General features: G+C 39.1%; 14 protein-coding genes. 4 read left to right on the top strand and 10 right to left on the bottom strand.

What is annotated here, in order from left to right; translation table 11 throughout:
- Positions 1–68 precede the first annotated feature (68 nt).
- The 5 genes from PMEL_RS11505 to PMEL_RS11485 form a co-directional block, all read right to left on the bottom strand.
- Positions 69–554 (bottom strand): dihydrofolate reductase, encoded by a 486-nt coding sequence (locus tag PMEL_RS11505; protein ID WP_120175401.1) that lies wholly within the window; start codon positions 552–554, stop codon positions 69–71.
- A gap of 172 nt (positions 555–726) precedes the next feature.
- Entirely contained in the window at positions 727–1,521 is a 795-nt protein-coding gene (locus tag PMEL_RS11500; protein WP_120175400.1) for a thymidylate synthase, read from the bottom strand.
- A gap of 70 nt (positions 1,522–1,591) precedes the next feature.
- Entirely contained in the window at positions 1,592–2,995 is a 1,404-nt protein-coding gene (locus PMEL_RS11495) for a methyltransferase RsmF C-terminal domain-like protein (RefSeq protein WP_120175399.1), read from the bottom strand.
- A gap of 5 nt (positions 2,996–3,000) precedes the next feature.
- On the bottom strand, positions 3,001–5,094 hold the full coding sequence (locus PMEL_RS11490) for an OmpA family protein (RefSeq protein WP_120175398.1): 2,094 nt from the start codon (positions 5,092–5,094) through the stop codon (positions 3,001–3,003).
- 109 nt (positions 5,095–5,203) lie between these two features.
- Positions 5,204–7,912, bottom strand: coding sequence for an endonuclease MutS2 (locus tag PMEL_RS11485; RefSeq protein ID WP_120175397.1), 2,709 nt, complete (start codon positions 7,910–7,912; stop codon positions 5,204–5,206).
- 653 nt (positions 7,913–8,565) lie between these two features.
- On the opposite strand from PMEL_RS11485, the gene PMEL_RS11480 reads away from it, so the two are divergent.
- A complete protein-coding gene (locus PMEL_RS11480) occupies positions 8,566–10,584 on the top strand; it encodes a TonB-dependent receptor plug domain-containing protein (protein ID WP_172586792.1) in 2,019 nt (672 codons plus the stop codon).
- 193 nt (positions 10,585–10,777) lie between these two features.
- On the opposite strand, the gene PMEL_RS11475 is transcribed toward PMEL_RS11480, so the two are convergent.
- Complete coding sequence (locus PMEL_RS11475) at positions 10,778–11,377, bottom strand: Crp/Fnr family transcriptional regulator (protein WP_120175395.1); 600 nt, start codon at positions 11,375–11,377, stop codon at positions 10,778–10,780.
- A gap of 28 nt (positions 11,378–11,405) precedes the next feature.
- Complete coding sequence (gene lepA, locus PMEL_RS11470; RefSeq protein ID WP_120175394.1) at positions 11,406–13,187, bottom strand: translation elongation factor 4; 1,782 nt, start codon at positions 13,185–13,187, stop codon at positions 11,406–11,408.
- Between the two features lie 171 nt (positions 13,188–13,358).
- Between lepA and PMEL_RS11465 the strand changes: the two genes are divergently transcribed.
- The 3 genes from PMEL_RS11465 to PMEL_RS11455 all read left to right on the top strand — a co-directional run bounded on the left by PMEL_RS11465 (position 13,359) and on the right by PMEL_RS11455 (position 15,863).
- On the top strand, positions 13,359–13,757 hold the full coding sequence (locus PMEL_RS11465; protein WP_120175393.1) for a hypothetical protein: 399 nt from the start codon (positions 13,359–13,361) through the stop codon (positions 13,755–13,757).
- Positions 13,758–13,920: 163 nt separating this feature from the next.
- A complete protein-coding gene (locus PMEL_RS11460) occupies positions 13,921–15,441 on the top strand; it encodes a DNA methylase (protein ID WP_120175392.1) in 1,521 nt (506 codons plus the stop codon).
- Positions 15,438–15,863 carry a hypothetical protein gene (locus tag PMEL_RS11455; RefSeq protein ID WP_120175391.1) on the top strand — a complete coding sequence of 142 codons (426 nt, stop codon included), beginning with the start codon at positions 15,438–15,440 and terminating at the stop codon, positions 15,861–15,863. The genes PMEL_RS11460 and PMEL_RS11455 overlap by 4 nt, the downstream gene beginning before the upstream one ends.
- 401 nt (positions 15,864–16,264) lie before the next feature.
- Here the strand turns inward: PMEL_RS11455 and PMEL_RS11450 are convergent, their stop codons facing one another.
- The 3 genes from PMEL_RS11450 to PMEL_RS11440 form a co-directional block, all read right to left on the bottom strand.
- On the bottom strand, positions 16,265–16,633 hold the full coding sequence (locus tag PMEL_RS11450; RefSeq protein WP_231999431.1) for a hypothetical protein: 369 nt from the start codon (positions 16,631–16,633) through the stop codon (positions 16,265–16,267).
- A gap of 64 nt (positions 16,634–16,697) precedes the next feature.
- Positions 16,698–17,417, bottom strand: a complete 720-nt coding sequence (locus PMEL_RS11445; RefSeq protein ID WP_120175389.1) for a hypothetical protein — start codon at positions 17,415–17,417, stop codon at positions 16,698–16,700.
- A 20-nt stretch (positions 17,418–17,437) separates the two neighbouring features.
- Complete coding sequence (locus PMEL_RS11440; RefSeq protein WP_120175388.1) at positions 17,438–18,685, bottom strand: ABC transporter permease; 1,248 nt, start codon at positions 18,683–18,685, stop codon at positions 17,438–17,440.
- Positions 18,686–18,848 lie beyond the last annotated feature (163 nt).

Genomic DNA, 18,848 nt, shown 5'->3' with positions numbered 1-18,848 from the left:
AGTTATACTACTATATAACTCAATTCTTGTTATTCTCCTCTCTGGAGAACAGGAGTTTGGGGTAAAGATTATTTCCTTACATAGTTTACAAATGCGTATGCAGGATTATCATCAGTAGCAGGACGTTCCTCACATGATTCTACAACCCACGTACCATCATTATATTCTGGGAAGAAAACATCTGCTTGTGGAGGAGTAGCAGCTATCTCTGTGAGGTAGAGATGGTCTGCAATAGTAAGCGCCTCTTTATAAAGACTTGCCCCACCAATGATAAAAGCCTTTTCCTCTGTCCCTATATGTTTAAGAGCTTCTTCAAGCGAAGAGTAGACATCGCAGTTAGGGAAGTCTGTTTCCGTTCTACTGAGTACAATGTTTCTACGATTAGGCAGTGCACCTTTCGGTAATGAATGGAAGGTCTTACGCCCCATGATAACAGTATGTCCTGTTGTTAGTTGCTTAAAACGCTTAAGGTCTTCTCTAATGAAATAGACCATATCATTCTGATAACCAATGGCACGATTGGCTGCTACTGCAGCAATGATATTTATTTCCATAATGGTGTTTTTTGACCTCCCCCAATCCCTCCAAAGGAGGGGAGTACTGATTTAGCAATCAATTTGGTGAAGGATTTAAAGTTCTTGACTAATATACTTTACTACAAAATTAAGAGAATAGCTACTCCCTATTTGCACTCCCCTCCTTTCAGAGGGGTTGGGGGAGGCTTTTTTACACTGCAACTACTCCTGGAATATGTGGCAAGGGATCGTAATCAGTAAGTTCAAAGTCTTCAAACTTAAAGTCAAAGATATCCTTTACATCTGGGTTAATCTTCATTTTTGGCAGTGTACGTGGTTCACGAGTAAGTTGGAGTTTAGCCTGCTCAAGATGATTTAAATAGAGATGTGTATCACCTGTAGTATGAATAAATTCACCTGCTTCGAGTCCTGTAACCTGTGCAATCATTTGCAAAAGGAGAGCGTATGACGCAATGTTAAAAGGTACACCGAGGAAGCTGTCAGCTGAACGCTGATAGAGTTGGAGCGATAGTCTACCTTCTGCAACATAGAATTGGAAAAGACAGTGGCAGGGTGGGAGAGCCATATCATCCACCTCTGCTGGGTTCCATGCAGTAACCATCATACGACGTGAGTCTGGATTGTGCTTAATCATATCCACGACATTCTTAATTTGATCAATAGTACCACCCTTGTAATCAGGCCATGAACGCCACTGATGCCCATAGACTGGACCAAGTTCACCATTCTCATCAGCCCACTCATTCCAAATCCTTACACCATGCTCTTGTAGGTAACGCACATTCGTATCACCACGTAAGAACCATAGTAATTCATAAATAATACTCTTCAAATGAAGCTTCTTAGTTGTCAATAGTGGAAAACCATCGCGCAAGTCAAAGCGCATCTGATGTCCAAAAATAGATAAAGTTCCAGTTCCGGTTCTATCACCTTTCTGTGTTCCTTCTGTGAGGATGCGGTTGAGGAGGTTTAAATATTGTTGCATAATTGTCCGTTTATTTCTAAGATATTGTAGGAATATATTGTTTTCTGGATTTTTCTTGTCTACATTTATATTATAAAAGAACCAAAGGCTCGTCTGGTATATGTGTACTCTTTATGCGCCATTCCTGTGGATAAAGATTGTTTGCACGGTTTCCGAGGTTCTTTGCAAAGCCTATCAGAAACCCTTTATAAGTAAGCAGTACGATACCACGTGGAGCTTCTGAAGTCAGTACGATAGCCTCATGACGAAGGTAAGCAATAGCTGTTTGGTAATCAACTTCTACAGTAGAATAAGCCGATTTATCAGTAGAAAAGGAGAGTGCCAACGTATGGTCAGGAATAATTGTCTTCCCTTTTTGTATTCCTTCTTTTACTCCATACGAGAGAATGCGAAGACGTTTACGACCTTCGGCGATAGCTTTATCAATATCAATAGTTGTCTTACTATTAAGCGCATCATTCTCTCCACGCTTACGAATGATAGCCATAAAGATTCCTTCACCACGTGTCTTACCAGGAAGGAATCGGTAGACTGGGAAATCCCGACCGTCATTAAGTGGGTTATCAATGAGTGATCCTGTTATATTCCATGCCTCTTCTGTAGGTACAGAGAGAAGTTCTGCATCATATTCGTTGAGAATCCATGCAATATTCTCTTCATCTTCATGTGCATTAAAGGTACAAGTAGAATAAATGAGAATACCTCCTGGCTTTAAGTTGTCCCATATATCAGCAATAATACTACGCTGAAGTTGCCAACAATTCTCAACATTCTGTGGGCTCCATTCCTCTATTGACTGTGGGTCTTTACGGAACATTCCTTCACCAGAGCAAGGAACATCGGCAATGATAACATCAAAACCAAGCTTTGACTTTTTATAATCACGAGGGTAGTTGTTTGTAACAACGACATCATCATGACCAAACTTTTGTACATTCTCTGCCAATATTTGTGCTCGTTTTCCTATCGGTTCGTTAGAGAAAAGAAAGGATCCTGCAGGTAAGGATGCACGTGCGCAAGTTGTTTTACCGCCTGGAGCAGCACAGAGATCGAGTGCCATAACAGGCTGTTTTACCAAGTGTTGTAAAACATGAGATAGAAACATAGATGATGCTTCCTGCACATAATAAACTCCAGCATGGAGTAGTGGGTCAAACGTAAAGTTAGGTCTTGTTTCCAACCAATAGCCATCCTTGCACCAAGGAATAGGCTGAGGATTCAACTCTGGATTAACTTTATGAGTGCCTTCTGCCAACTTAAAGGGATTTAGACGAATACTCACAGGTGCTATTTCGTCCAACCCTTTTAGGAATGTATGATAAAGGCTATCACCAAAAAGACTACGAGTATAATCTGTGAAGGCATGAGGAAGTCTTTTTTCAACTTCTTCTATACCCCTTACTTCTTGCCCATCTGAATTAAAAGAACAAGAAGATTGTGCTGCCTGATATTGCTGGCTATTATCTTTTGTCATATACTTTAGGGAATGTCAATAATTATCATTCCATCATCATCAAGACTTTCTTTCTTCTTTGGTTTTGGCTGTTGCTTAAGATTTCCCTTCTCATCAAACATGCCGTATGTTGTTCGAAGCACTGTAAACTCAGTACGGCGGTTCAACTGATTGGCTGTTTCTTGCTTCTCCTTATCAAGTTTCTTAATGAAATCTTCAGTGAGTACATCGTTTTCTTTCAGCCAAGAGTATTTCTCTGTGACCTTCTTACGAATCTTCTTAGGACGTTCTTTACCATATCCAACTGGTGTAAGGCGGTCACGAACGATACCATGTGCAGTGAGATAAGCCACTACGGCATCTGCACGTCGTTGTGAAAGACGTTTGTTATAATCAGCAGAACCAAGGTAATCAGTGTGAGCTGAGAGTTCTATTGTTACGTTTGGATTCTCTTTGAGTAGGTTGACAAGAGCATCCAAAGCCTTCTCTGATTCTGGTCGAAGTGTCGCTTTATCAAAGTCATAGAAGATGTTGTCTATCAATACAGGTACGTTGATTCCTGCTAAAGCAAACTGAAGGGTATGTATTTTAGAATCATCTACATTACCAACCTTTATCTCTTCTTTATGATTTAAGTAACCGTTACAGGTTGCAAGGAAGATATAATTAACGCCAGGTTGTATCTCTTGTTCGAAAGAACCATCACCTTTGACGGCTAACTTCTTGTTGGTTCCATCATCACCAACCATAAATATCTGTGCAGCTGGCAACTCATAACCATCCATTTCATAGACCCATCCCTTCACAGTCTGGATGATTTCAGGGAGTTCAAAGCTATAGATATGATCCCAACCTCGTCCGTCCCCACGGTTTGAAGAGAAAAAACCACGATTATGAATACCCTCGAAAGTCATACCAAAGTCGTCACCTTGTGAGTTAAGAGGATATCCTGGATGTTCCAAGTGGTAGCGACGATCGCTACCAACTTTAGCTATAAAGATGTCAAGCCCCCCCAAACCACCATGTCCATTACTTGAGAAATAAAGGTCACCGTTAGGTCGGAAAGTAGGAAATTCCTCGTCTCCAGGAGTATTGATTGGTTCTCCAAGGTTCTCAACACCTCCTGTTGTACCCCCTGTCAGACGTACACGCCAGATGTCAAGACCACCTTTTCCGCCTGGCATATCACTGGTGAAATAAAGCCAATTACCATCTGGTGAAACAGCAGGATGCGCAAAACTCGATAGCGTATCACGACTAATTTCCAACTTATTAGCCTTTCCCCAAGCAGCATCAGAGCGATTGCTTACTGATATTTGAGCATAGCGAGGGTTGCTGGGGTCAGTCAAGCATTGTGTAATATACATCTCCCTACCATCTACAGAGAAAGCAGGTGTACCCTCATCTGCCTCTGTATTCAATGCAGACTCAATAGCCTTTGGAGTACTCCATTTACCTTTATCATCCTTTTCACTAAGGAAGATGTCACCAGCCTTTGCACCAGTAATACCACTCACTTCATCACCTTTGGCTTCATTTCGTGTAGAAGTAAAGTAAAGCTGTTCGTATTTATCACCGAAAAGCATTGGCGAATAATCTTGTCGACGTGAGTTAAACACGTCCATACGCTTCACAATATACTTCGAACCACGCTCTTTTACGCTTGCAGCTATTGATGCAGCCTGAAGCTCTTGAGCTATCAATTGATTGTTAGGCATTGAATCAAGCGCAATGCGATACTCCTTAACAGCCTCCGCATAACTACCTTCCTTCATTAGATTATCAGCCAAACGCTTATGCGTCTCACCATTATCCAGTTTATAACGGATAGCATTTCTATAAGCTGCTATCGCTCGTTGAGAAGACGAAATACGCTCATAGCACTCAGCCATCTTCAAAGACAACTCTCCTCGTTGGCGTCTATCCTTAGGTGATGTACGCTGATAAGCTGTTTTGAATTGGGTCGCAGCGTCATAATATTCGCCCAAGGAAAGGTGTTTTTCGCCTTTCTTAATATTTCTATCTATACCGCATGACGTCAGCATCAACGTGACACCAACAGCTAACAGAAGATTCTGTCGCTGTTTGCGAAGTATATGTAAAAGCCTTAGGTAGTTCATATTAATATTCTAACGCTTGCTCTTTCAATTTATTGCCTATATTCTTTATCTGTCTTCTAATAAAAGAAATAACTCGTAAACTTGTTTACTTGTAAACTCGTCAACTAACTTATAGTTCCACAACCGTGATACCTGCACCGCCAAACTGTACATGTTCATCGCGATAGTTTGTAACATTAGGAACACTGCCAAGATACTGTCGGATGAGCTGACGAAGTATTCCATTGCCTTTACCATGAAGAATACGCACCTGACTTGCCCCAACAAGGATAGCATCATCTATAAAGTATTGCACCTGATTTAAGGCTTCATCAGCCCTCATACCACGTACATCCAACTCTTGTCGGAACTGGTTACGATGCTTATCAATGGTTTCACGAGTCTCACGACTATAGTTATAAGCTTGGAATTGCTTCTGTTCTGACTGAATAGTTGCCGCATCAACATGCTCCAAACGACTAATAGCCATCTTAGTTCTCATACCACCAAAGATAACAGTTGCCTGCTTTCCTTCAATAGATTCCACCTTACCAACAGACGTTAGACCCTTTATACGTACAGAATCACCAGCCATAACGAGCCCACCTCCTTGCTGTTTACGTACGGCATTCTTCAATGCCTCAGCAGCAGCTTGCTGCTTACTTGCTTTTTCTTTCAGATGCTGTTCATGGCGTTCCTTGCGACTTTTAATCTTATCAACCTTCTTCTGAAAATCGTCATCAGAGAGTAATCCACTACTTTTTAGTTTCTTCTTATTCGAGGTTTTAGGCTTATCACTCTTATTTCCATCCAATAATCCTGCCTCATAAGCAGCCAATTCTTGACGAATACGTTTGGTCTCCTCCTTCTCAGCTTGCTTCTCTCTAATTTCTCGGATAGCGTTTTCTATACGACGATTGCTCTCCTTAATAATCTCTTCAGCTTGTGCCTTAGCACGATTAAGAATCTCCTTACGGCTTTGTTCTAACGCTGCAATATCTTTTTCATATTGACTGATACGTTTCTCCAATTCCTTCTCATGACTATGAATGGTTTGACGCTTGTTCTCCCAATAACGTTTATCTCGAACAATATCCTGTAAGTATTTGTCACTCTGAATATAATCAGAACCTACAATTTCAGATGCGTCACGAATTACGTCCTCAGGTATTCCCGTCTTTCGAGCAATCTCAATAGCAAACGAACTACCGGGTCTACCGATAGCTAACTGAAAGAGTGGGCGCATTTCATGGCGGTCATAGAGCATCGCACCATTGACTGTGCCAGGGTGTTCTTCCGCAAAATGCTTGAGATTTTGATAGTGAGTTGTAATTACAGCCCAAGCATGTTTCTGCCAGAACTGACGTAAAACAGACTCAGCTATTGCTCCACCAATCTGTGGTTCCGTACCAGTTCCGAACTCGTCAATAAGGATAAGCGTACGATCAGAAGCACGACGCATCATCATCTTCATATTCATCAAGTGTGAAGAATAGGTACTAAGGTCATTCTCAATACTCTGTTCATCACCGATATCAATCATAATATCCGTAAAGATACCAGTGGTTGAGCGATCACCAACAGGAATTGAAAGACCACATTGAAGCATATACTGAAGCAAACCCACAGTTTTCAAACAAACCGATTTACCACCAGCATTCGGACCAGAGATAATCAACAGATGCTTGTCTTTTGTGAGTTGAATATCGAGGGGAACAACACTTGAAGGAACATTGCGTGTATTGTTCTCTTCTTCTAATATTGTGTCGTAGTCTTGTGTATTATCAACCTCATTAGAAACTTTATCTATTTCGTTATTATCACCAGATAATGAATAGTTTAATTTATTGTTATGCTTTCGTTCTAATGATAATTGAAGTAGAGGATGAATAGCTCTTATCCAGTCAATATGAGGATTCTCTGCCACCTGTGGCTCAAAGCTCTTAAAGAGTCGAGCAAGCTCAGCTTTTGCACGAATAAAGTCTACAGCCGCCATAAGATTGTAAGAGTCGAGTATCTCACGTACATTAGGACGTACCTGTTTAGCAAACTCTGTGAGAATACGAATCATCTCTCTTCGCTCCTCATTCTCAAGTTCACGAATCTTATTGTTAGCTTCAACAACCTCTGTTGGTTCTATATAGACAGTCCTACCCGTAGCACTTTCATCATGTACAATACCCGAAATCTTACGTTTTAAGCCCGGTGCAACAGGAATAACCAGACGACCATCACGCAAAGTTGGTGTGACATCCTTCTCAACAAGTCCTTCTCCCTGCGCAGCACGTAAGATACCATAGAGTGTGCGTGAGATACTTCCCTCGATGCGAGCCAACTCACGACGTATCTGAAGCAGTTCAGGAGAGGCATTATCACGCATCTTACCGAATTTATCGATAATCTGCGAAATGCGCTGAACAAGCAAAGGGAAGGTTGCAACACCATCAGCAAGATTGTAAAGAGCAGGATAGAAATGACGTATTTCGCCCTGTTCAGTCTCCTCTCCACGGCTCAGAAAGTTCACAATAGCAATAATTATCTCTAATGAACGCTTCAAATCAAAAAGTTCTTCCACCTCCATGTGGGTTCCTTCCAAGCGGATTCGTGCCACACTTTCGCGTACATCAAAGAAATTATCTAAAGGAAAGTCGTCTTGTCCCTCTTGTATTCTGCGAAACTCTCTAATCTCTTCCATCCAAGTATTCACCTGTGTGACATCAGTAGAAAAGTTCATTGCATCTATTTGTTCCTTTCCTAACGGTGAAAGACAGCGTGCACGCAGGAGTGAACGAACCTCCGTGAAACCAATTTTTTGCTCAAAGTTCTTGGGATATATCATTTCTTAATCTTCACTATGTGTTATTTTTAGGCTATTATTTCAGTATTATTTTTTCTGTAAAATTACTAAATCAACAATCCATATTTGCTAATATTATGAAGCAGCCTATTGAACTGCAAATTTACAAAATGTTTCTGTAATATGGATAGTATAAATGAAGAACCTTTGAAGCCAAGTTGATTAATAAACCACAATAGACTATTATTAGCACTAATAGTACAGTTTGCAAACTCAATGACTGTGTTTTTCTCAGATAAAACATCTCACATGTTAGATTAGTTATCAGTAGCTTTTTTATTATATAATGACGACAAGAACTGTTCAACCTTCCCATTCTCTATTGACGTGTTATAATCAAACACATGACGTGTTGATACTCCGCACCATTGGTGCTGATGCTCCGCACGTATGGTGCTGATGGTATTTACAATTGCATTATAGGCTTAAAACGTAAGCAGTTTAGGGAATTAAAGAAAGGAATAATACTCTAAACAGACATAAAATATAAAGTTTTTTATACAATAGTGTATGGTTTTTCTATTTTACGACCATATTATTTAAGAATTTTGTGTAAGTTTGCATATAACTCTACAGATGCTTATTTTCATTATTGAAAATCGGTTATAGAACTCATTTACTGATGCCAATCTATTATGAGAAAACTAATATTTACTATATTACTGATATGCTTTAACACATCATTGTATGCGCAGACAAACAATGTATTATTGAGTCGTATCCTTCGGCAAGTACAATTGTTTCCACAGGAAAAGACATACATATTTACGGATGCAGAGAGTTATCAGGCGGGACAACGAATCCATTTGCGTGTATTCTTAGTGAATGCCGTAGTTCATCAGACGGATAGTATGAGTCATTACGTATATGTAGAACTCCTTAATTCAGAACATCTTGTTGTAAAGCGAGTACGTTTGATACGAAGCGATCAAGGTTTTGTTGGACATATAGACATCCCTGAGGGAGTAGTAAAAGGACGTTATTTGTTGCGTAGCTATACGAAGAATATGTTGAACCTCAGTAGCTATGAAAGTCTTAAAAGTATCTTTATTGGTGGGCAGGGAAAGCTCTTACCTTGCAAATATAGTAAGGCTACAAATACGATTAAAGGAAATACTAAATTAAAGTTGTATATCAATAAATTAGGAAATAATATTAAAGTAAGTATTGATAATTATTCTGATAGTATTAAAACCGATTATAGACTCTTTATTCACTGTCGTTCCGTTCCTATATACTTTGGAAAAATAAGCAAAGATAAAGATGTTATTCTGAGTTATGATAGTCTGTCTCAAGGTGGAATTTACTCTTTCCAACTTCTTGATGCCAACTTAAACACAGTTGAAGAAAAACTGAAGTTAATATATCCAGAGAAAGAATTGTGTACTATATCAGTAAAATGGATAGAAACAGAAAAGACAAATGACGGTCAAGTACCTTGTATTATCAAGGCTAATAATCTACGTGAGGGGGAAACAATGGACGTATCTGTACGTGTAGAATATGGTGGAACAAACCTTTTAGATGGACAATCAAATATTCTTTCTCATTTATTATATGATATGGATGTAGCAGATCGTCCAGAGCAACCAGCATCGATTCTTTTCAATAATGAGTCAGAACGATTGCTCGATAGCTGTAGTTGGAATCGATATCGAATGGCCGACGTAATTAAAGGGGAATGTAAGAAGGGAAAGATTAGTATTGAGAAATCGACAGTAATACGAGGACGAGTTGAAACATTGATTGGTCATAAGCCCATAAAAGAAGGTGTAGTAAATCTTATTTCACCCGATAAAGGTTTTTATGCTGTCACTAAAACCGATGCACAAGGTCGTTTTTCATTTGAAGGTATAGATTTTCCAGAAGGCACACAATATGTTCTTAATGCGTTTACAAAGGCTGGAAAATCATGGGTAAAACTGCTATTAGACGAAGAGGAGTTCCCCTCATATACTGGCCAACTCCCTCCGTTTGAATGGATAGGAAATGATACAACACGTATAGATGCAACATTGGCACTTCCTAAAGGTGGTATACAAATGGAAGAAGTGAACGTTTTTAGTCATCAGCCTACCTATTCTTCTCGTTCTGATGCTTATGCGCGCACCGCAGACTTCTCCTTTGGACTTCGTGATATAGAAAGCATTGGCGCAACTTGTTTGCATGAGTTGTTGCGCAGAGTACCAAGTGTTAGAGTAGAATTGGGAAAATGCTATGTGCGAGGGGGGACGGCTGTAGATGGAAAAAGACCTGCCGCTATTGCCATAGATGGAATATTTCTAAATGATGATTACGACTTAGACAACGTTCAAATGTCTGATGTTGAGAGAGTAGATGTCTTTAAGGGTGGCTCAACAGTTATCTGGGGAGCGATTGGTGGTATGGGTGTTATCTCAATAACAACAAAGAAAGGAGATTTCAAAGCAGCTTCTGTACCACTAACAAATACGAAGACTTTTACAACATTAGGCTATCAAATTCCACAAAGTTACACTCCTAACGCACATACTCCAGTGTGGTTACCTTCATTACGTGGTAGCTCTTTCCGTCTACTTTTACCATCAGAATATAGTTCAAACTATCATATTATAATTGAAGGTGTGACAAGTGAAGGGAGAATTATCCACTATGTGGGAGAGTTAGGGAAGTAGGATAGGGTGGTTAGATAGATTACTGGGAGTCCCAATTAATGTATTCTCCCTTCTATCATGATTTATAAAAAGAAAAAAGTTAGAGGAGTTAAATAATTACCATCATCTTCTATCATTCGCTTTTCAATACGAATAGTAGGTGATTATTTAACTCCTCTAACTGCTTATAACGCTTGATTAGTATAAAAACGTATTAATCATCAAGCAATGTTGATGAACGAACACGGCTTAATGTTTCTGGGGTCATCTGCAGATAGCTGGCAATATAAACCAGTGGTGCACGCAAGATAACCTGTGGGCTTAGCTTACACATTCTCTTATAACGAGCTTGTGCAGTCTCAAAACGTACAAGGTCTGCGTGAACCTGTGAAGTGATAAGACTCTCTTCCAATATCTTACGATAGAGAATCTGAATGTTGACATTATGAAGTGCTACCTGCTCTAACTTCTGTTTTGGTAGAGCATAAACCCATGTTGGCTCTAAAGCCTCAACTTGTAGTTTAGTAGGCTCCTCACGGAAAAGACTTTCAATACACATAAAGATACTTCTGTCCTCTCCTAAGTGTTCTGTAATCTGCTTACCATTTTTGAAATAGAATTGGCGAATAAGACCTCTTTCTATATAATAAACGTGCTTGCAGACCTCACCCTCACTGAGAATCATCTGTCCTTTAGCGAATTTCATTGGCACGAGGATACTTTCAAGTACATCCAACTCGTCATGAGTCATCGTACTATATTTACGTGCCAATTCACGCGCTATATCTCTTGTATCGTTTACCAAATCTTTCATTTTCCTTTCCTTTCTTATACCTTTGATTTTAATCTAACTTCAATACTGCAAGGAATGCCTTCTGTGGTACCTGTACGTTTCCAATCTGCTTCATACGCTTCTTACCCTTCTTCTGCTTCTCAAGAAGTTTACGCTTACGGCTAATGTCACCACCATAACACTTGGCAGTAACATCCTTACGTACTTGCTTAACGGTCTCTCTTGCTATAATCTTTGCTCCGATAGCAGCCTGAATAGCGATATCAAACTGCTGACGTGGAATTAAGTCTTTTAGCTTCTCGCATATTCTTCGTCCAAACACAACAGCATTACTCTCATGTGTCAGTGCTGAAAGGGCATCAACAGGCTCTCCATTCAAAAGAATATCAAGCTTTGCCAACTTAGAAGGGCGGTACGAATCTATATGATAATCAAATGAAGCGTATCCTTTTGAAATGCTCTTCAACTTATCATAAAAGTCTATCACAATCTCACCCAACGGAATCATGAAGAGGAGTTCCAAACGATTTCCACTCACATAGTTCTGGCTAATAAGTTCACCTCGCTTATCAAGACAAAGCGTCATGATAGGACCTATGAACTCGCTGGAAGTAATAATAGATGCCTTGATATATGGTTCTTCAATATGATCAATCATTGTCTGATCTGGTAGACCAGATGGGTTATGAACCTCTTTCTCGTTTCCTTGCTTGTCATATACCATGTAGCTTACGTTAGGAACAGTGGTAATAACATCCATATTGAACTCACGATCCAAACGCTCCTGTATAATCTCCATGTGAAGCAGGCCTAAGAAGCCACAACGGAAACCAAAGCCCAAAGCCTGAGAGCTCTCTGGCTGGAAGGTTAATGAGGCATCATTCAACTGCAGTTTCTCCAAAGATGTACGCAAACCTTCGTAGTCATTTGGATCAACAGGGTAGACGCCAGCAAAGACCATAGGCTTAACTTCCTGGAATCCTTCAATAGCTTTCTCACAAGGATTAACAATATGGGTAACAGTATCACCCACTTTCACCTCAGTGGCATTCTTAATACCTGAGATGATATATCCAACTTCGCCCGTTGAAAGCTGTTGAGTAGGCATCATATCCATCTTCAATACGCCCACTTCATCAGCAGCATATTCCATACCTGTCTGTACAAACTTAACTTTATCACCCTTTCTAATGACACCATTCTCAATCTTACACAGTGTAATAATACCACGGAAGGAATTGAAAATAGAGTCAAAGATAAGTGCCTGCAAAGGAGCTTTGATATCACCAGTTGGTGAAGGGATGCGCTTAATGATTGCTTCAAGAATGTCTGGCACGCCCTCACCAGTCTTTCCACTGGCACGAATAATATCTTCAGGGTCACAACCAATAAGATCAACAATCTCATCCTCAACCTCTTCTGGCATAGCATTAGGCATGTCAATCTTGTTGATAACAGGAATAATCTCCAAGTTATGATCGATAGCCATATAGAGGTTAGAAATCGTCTGAGCCTGTACTCCCTGTGTTGCATCAACGATCAGCAATGCTCCTTCACATGCAGCAATGCTTCGTGACACCTCATAAGAGAAGTCTACGTGTCCCGGAGTATCAATAAGATTAAGGACATATTTCTCCTTATCCAATGTGTACTCCATTTGGATAGCATGACTCTTGATAGTAATACCACGCTCACGCTCCAAATCCATATCATCGAGCATCTGCCCACCAGTAATCTTTATCGTCTGAGTATATTCAAGGAGACGATCCGCCAAGGTTGACTTACCATGATCAATATGGGCAATAATGCAGAAATTTCTTATATGATTCATCCGTTTGTCTATATTTTCAAAGTGCAAATATAGTTATAAATATTGAGAATTAAGAACCTTAAAATAAGAAATTGCCTATTTTTTCTTATCTTTGCAACAGATATATGGTTAGGGTGAAAATAAAAGGTGTTATCTTTACATAAAGCCCCTTACAAATTAATATTAACTTGAATGAGAATGAAACACTTACTTTATGCAGGCGTACTGCTGCTTTCTCTTTCTGCTTGTCGTAACAGTCTGGAGGACAGAGCAGCACAGGAATGCAAAGAATATACCGAGAAGAAGTGTCCTACACCCGTAGTAAATGACACAAGAATGGACAGTATGGTCTTCGAACCATCGACTCGTACAATCCATTACTATTACTCACTTGTTGGAAATGCTGATAATGAACAGGCTATTATTTCTAAGAAGTCAGAGTTAAGAAAAGCTTTAAATGATGCGTTAAAGGCTGATGCTGGTACAAAAGGTTATAAGGATGCTGGCTTCAATTTCAGATATACTTATCGTTCAGGCAAGACTCCTTCAAAGGTGTTGCTGGATGAACAATACACTGAAAAAGACTATTAAAAGCTGAAAAAAAGGATTTTAGAGAGAGTTAGTAAAGTAAGGTAAGACGCTAATTTATCTGTAACAGAGGATTGGTGCTTAACTTCACTAACTCTCTTTAATCATCTTTTGATTCCTACAATACTATTTTATTAAACTTTTAAACACCTACTTTTTCCTCAAAATGTCTCCATCAAGTAAACCATCTACCAGAACTTACATAGCCATAGACCTTAAATCGTTCTATGCCAGTGTGGAGTGCGTAGAGCGTGGACTTGATGCTATGACAACCAACTTAGTTGTTGCAGATAAAGGAAGAACTGAAAAGACGATTTGCCTTGCAGTATCACCCTCGTTGAAAGCACACGGTATTCCAGGACGAGCACGTTTATTTGAGGTAATACAACGATTAAAAGAGGTCAATGATGAGCGTAGAATCTTAGCCGGAAAAGAACTTACGGGGAAATCATATAATGCAAAAGAACTTGAAGAGCATCCTGACTGGGCTGTTGACTATCTAACAGCACCTCCCCGCATGGCGCATTATATCAAGCATAGTGCAAAGATATACAATATTTACTTGAGATATATAGCACCAGAGGATATACATGTGTATTCGATAGACGAAGTGTTTATTGATGCTACTGCTTACCTTTCCAGCTATCGGATGACAGGTCATGAATTGGCAAGGAAGATGATAAGCGACGTACTACGTGAGACTGGTATAACAGCAACTGCGGGCATTGGTACGAATATGTATCTGTGTAAAGTGGCTATGGATATCGTTGCAAAGCATATTCCTGCTGACAAAGACGGAGTGCGTATAGCCGAATTAGATGAACAAAGTTATCGTGAAAAACTCTGGGATCACCGCCCACTTACAGACTTCTGGCGCGTGGGAAGAGGTATTGCGCAGCGTCTATATTCCTATGGGATAGACACGATGGGCAAGATTGCACGCTGCTCTATTCATCAAGAAGAACTTCTTTATAAGCTCTTTGGAGTAAATGCCGAGTTGCTTATCGACCATGCTTGGGGCTGGGAGCCATGTACAATGGAGATGGTTAAAGCTTATCGACCAGAGCATAGTTCAATGAGTAGCGGTCAAGTTCTTCAAGAACCATACAGCTTTCGTAAAACAAGAGTTGTCGTGCAGGAGATGATTGATGCGATAGCCTTAGACTTAGTTGAGAAACGTTGCGTTACAGATCAACTCGTCTTACACGTTAGCTACGATCGTGAAAGTTTGACTTCGCCTGCAGGAAAGAGCTATACTGGTCCTGTTACTGTTGACTGGTATGGACGAAAAGTACCAAAAAGTTCACACGGAACAGCCAATCTTCATCGATATACGTCTTCAACTTGCCTAATAGCCAAGGCTGTTCTTGCTCTTTATGACGAGATTGTTGATAAAAGATTATTAGTCAGAAGATTGGGTATCTCAACTAATCACGTCATTAGTGAAGAGCAAATGAAGCAAAAGGCACATAATCCTGTTGAGCTTGATATGTTTACAGATTATGAAGCTATAAGGCGAGAAAAGCAGGTTGAAGATGCCGAGTTGACACGTGAAAGAAAGATACAAGAAACGATTATCAATATTAAAAAACGATTTGGTAAGAACTCTATGCTTCGTGGCTTGAACTTTGATGAAGGTTCGACAGCAAGAGAACGAAACAAACAGATAGGAGGACATAAGGCATGACAGATAATTACGACGACATAATTCATCTTCCTCGTCATGTCTCAAAGCGACATCCACAGATGAGTCTCTATAATCGGGCGGCACAGTTTGCCCCCTTTTCAGCTCTTACTGGTTATGGGGATGCAATTGCTGAGACTGCCCGACAAACAAATTCAAAGATTGAGATGATGGAAGACGACCGTCAATTGATGGACAGAAAACTTTCAATTCTTACCACTTGTTTAGAAGAAGAACCATCAATTACAATTACTTACTTCCAACCCGACGGACGTAAGGATGGTGGACAATACCTTACAATTACAGGTGTTGTCAAGGCTATTCGAACCAATGAACGCATCATTATAATGAAAGATAGAACAAAAATAAGAATTGATACCATTGTTGGCTTGGAAGGAGAGGTGTTTTCTCCCAATAAACTTTAGATGTCTATTGTAGGAATTAAGACTTAAAAAGACACCACTGCGGTAGTATTTTATAAAGTGTTTAGCATTCGCGCCATTGGTGTTAGGCTCTCACACAATTGGTGCTTACCAATAGCACGATGCGTGCTAAGTAACAACATAAAACTTATAAGTAATATTTTCACTCTAAAAATACCACAATAAGGATTAGAAAAAAGTTTACATACTTTTCTTATATTATACCTTAAAACGATAAGAATATAGCATTTTCAATTACCTTTGTAACTAAAAGTAAATCAAATGATTACAAACTCGTGTAAGAAAAGGTGCTTACTTCGACTCTTAAAGGGCGTTAGTAAGGCTTCAATTAACGCCCTTTTGAACATCAATTAAGGCTTAATTCGAATCGAATTAAGCCTCAATTATTTTTCAACCTTGTAATTTTCTTTACAAAATCGAAGATTACCTTTCCAGTAATTTATATCATCTTCCTTCATAGACATCCTCCAATCTTCGATGTCTCTATGGTATAATAAAACTATTGCATCACGATTGTAAAGGGAATATAACAAGGCATTGGCTGCATAATCAGTTGCCGAATTCTGCAAAAGTTGCAACCATTGTTCTTTCTTAATAGTTCTTATAAGGCTATCCTCGTTGGCGGATAACTTTACACGTACACGATAACCAATATCGTGAATAGGAAAACAGGAATCGCAAGCCACATACAAGATATCAAAATGAACATCTCGGTTATTAATAAAGCTAATATCAGTTCTATGCTTCTTCACTTCAATAGGCTTTCTATGCGTACAAGAAAATACCATCAAAGATAAGATAGTTAATAGACCTAATTTACTCGCCCCAGCACGTAACCCGCAAGTAAAGACGTGATAAAATTTGTCCTTTAGATGAATCTTTGTCATAAGTAACTTGATAACTCTTTCCGTTGTAAGTAAATATAGTCCAAGCTCCAATAGGCTTTATTCTTTTAGTTTTAACGTCAACTAAAGCAAAGCCCTTTGAAGCAATATGTTTCTTGTCATAAAACTTCTTAATAAAAATTATGCTGTCTGCTGTTGTGTAGTTAAAGAAAGGAATGTTTTCCTTCTCACTTTTTGTAACGTTGCTACGTACTGAGGTTGTGAGTTTATTTGAAGACTCTGCTAATAGATATTTTTTATAAAGTGGTTCTGTAAGCTGTTTGATAATTTCACCCCTGTTGACACTAAACCATTTTTCGGCGAGTGAATAGTAAATAGGGGAGTCTAAACCATCAGGAATTAACAATTCAAAGTCACATTCACTGTGTCTTATATAATAATAACAAGTACCTTTATACTCCACATACTCACCTATTTCAGCCTTTGGAAAGCCTATAGGCTTCAAAGTTTCTGGATATTCTCCGTGCTGTTTTTTATAATTTTCTAATCTTTCAATTAGATCCTTAGCCCGCAGCTTTCCTATATAGATGTTATATACAGGGATATATTTAATGACACAAAGTACAACTAAAATAATCTCTATAATAACAGAAATATAGATAACGACTCGATTCCTTTTAATGGTTTTCATTCTGAAGGGAATAAATGTTGTTACTCGTAGTGCATTGACTTAGCTGGGTGGATGCGACTTATAAGATAGCTTGGTGCAATCAGAACAGCTACACATACCAACATTGTAGCAATGTTTAGACCTATAATAAGGGGGAGGTTTACTTCTACTGGCACCGTACTTACATAATAAGTCTGTGGGTCGAGCTTTATAAGTCCAGTCCACTTCTGTAAGAAGATAACGCCTAATCCTATGAGGTTTCCAATAAGCAGACCTCTACCAATAATAAAGGTAGCAAACCAAAGAAAGATATGACGTATCTGACGATTACGTGAACCAAGTGCCTTTAAGATACCAATCATTTGGGTACGTTCGAGAATGATAATCAATAGACCTGATATCATCGTAACACCAGCAACCGCTACCATAAGTGCAAGAATAATCCATACATTTAAATCCATTAAATCAAGCCAAGAGAATATCTGCTGATTTTGATCTATAATGTTTTCGGAAGAGTAGGTTTCGCCATAATGGTCAACCGTATTCTTCACCTTATTAAGTACACGAGAAGAAATATTATTAAGCTGTGTGAAGTCGTTGACAAGTAATTCAACTCCGCTACATTGGTCGGCTTCCCATCCGTTTAGCTTATTAGCTGTATATAAATCAGTGAAACAAATCTGCGAATCAAACTGCTTCATGTTTGTTTCATAGATACCAGCAATAGTAAACTTACGTGTACGAACACCTTGATCGTTGATAAAGTAGGCAAAAAGACGTTGTCCTACCTTCAGGTTTAGTTTGTCAGCAATCGTTTTAGAGACAACTAACTTCTGTTGATTCTCTGTAGCAGAGAAATGGGGGAGACTTCCCTCTACCATATTGTTATGTATAAAGGTAGAATCAAAATCTGGTCCAACACCTTTCAACATAACACCTAAGAAATCATTGTCGGTCTTTAATATGCCCTGCGTATACGCATAACGCTGCACATGCTTTACACCTGGTACCGCCTTGAGTTCCTTTATAAGTGAATCGTTTACTGCTATTGGATATTGTTCAGAGCCCTGCAATGTAAGGAAGTTGGCTACAGTTATATGACTTCCAAAGCCCACCATCTTATCACGGATAGAATGCTTAAAACCCAATACAACACATACAGACACGATCATTACAGCTAAACCAATTGCTACACCAATAGTAGCAATGGTAATAGCAGGCTTTGATACCTTTCGTGTCTTGTCTCCTCCGTTATATATTTTGCGAGCAATAAAAAGCGGATAGTTCATTATTTTAATTTATAATTCAATAATTCAGAATTCATAATTATGATGACTACTTTAATGCAGAATTCATAATCCATAATTCATAATTATGATTACCTTCATTCTGTATGAGCGAATCTTCTATTCCTATATATTAATTGTACAAGTCTGTTCTTATTCCTTGTTG

Origin of the sequence: Prevotella melaninogenica, from assembly GCF_003609775.1 — a bacterium.
GTDB classification, from domain to species: Bacteria; Bacteroidota; Bacteroidia; order Bacteroidales; family Bacteroidaceae; genus Prevotella; species Prevotella melaninogenica_A.
Note: the sequence above shows the minus strand (reverse complement) of the source record. Positions and strands in the feature narration are given on the sequence as shown.

What these genes read in the sequence shown, in the direction of transcription:
- PMEL_RS11505 (WP_120175401.1), bottom strand. Translation starts at nt 554, where the DNA reads ATGGAAATAAATATCATTGCTGCAGTAGCAGCCAATCGTGCCATTGGT.
- PMEL_RS11500 (WP_120175400.1), bottom strand. Translation starts at nt 1,521, where the DNA reads ATGCAACAATATTTAAACCTCCTCAACCGCATCCTCACAGAAGGAACA.
- PMEL_RS11495 (WP_120175399.1), bottom strand. Translation starts at nt 2,995, where the DNA reads ATGACAAAAGATAATAGCCAGCAATATCAGGCAGCACAATCTTCTTGT.
- PMEL_RS11490 (WP_120175398.1), bottom strand. Translation starts at nt 5,094, where the DNA reads ATGAACTACCTAAGGCTTTTACATATACTTCGCAAACAGCGACAGAAT.
- PMEL_RS11485 (WP_120175397.1), bottom strand. Translation starts at nt 7,912, where the DNA reads ATGATATATCCCAAGAACTTTGAGCAAAAAATTGGTTTCACGGAGGTT.
- PMEL_RS11480 (WP_172586792.1), top strand. Translation starts at nt 8,566, where the DNA reads ATGAGAAAACTAATATTTACTATATTACTGATATGCTTTAACACATCA.
- PMEL_RS11475 (WP_120175395.1), bottom strand. Translation starts at nt 11,377, where the DNA reads ATGAAAGATTTGGTAAACGATACAAGAGATATAGCGCGTGAATTGGCA.
- lepA (WP_120175394.1), bottom strand. Translation starts at nt 13,187, where the DNA reads ATGAATCATATAAGAAATTTCTGCATTATTGCCCATATTGATCATGGT.
- PMEL_RS11465 (WP_120175393.1), top strand. Translation starts at nt 13,359, where the DNA reads ATGAGAATGAAACACTTACTTTATGCAGGCGTACTGCTGCTTTCTCTT.
- PMEL_RS11460 (WP_120175392.1), top strand. Translation starts at nt 13,921, where the DNA reads ATGTCTCCATCAAGTAAACCATCTACCAGAACTTACATAGCCATAGAC.
- PMEL_RS11455 (WP_120175391.1), top strand. Translation starts at nt 15,438, where the DNA reads ATGACAGATAATTACGACGACATAATTCATCTTCCTCGTCATGTCTCA.
- PMEL_RS11445 (WP_120175389.1), bottom strand. Translation starts at nt 17,417, where the DNA reads ATGAAAACCATTAAAAGGAATCGAGTCGTTATCTATATTTCTGTTATT.
- PMEL_RS11440 (WP_120175388.1), bottom strand. Translation starts at nt 18,685, where the DNA reads ATGAACTATCCGCTTTTTATTGCTCGCAAAATATATAACGGAGGAGAC.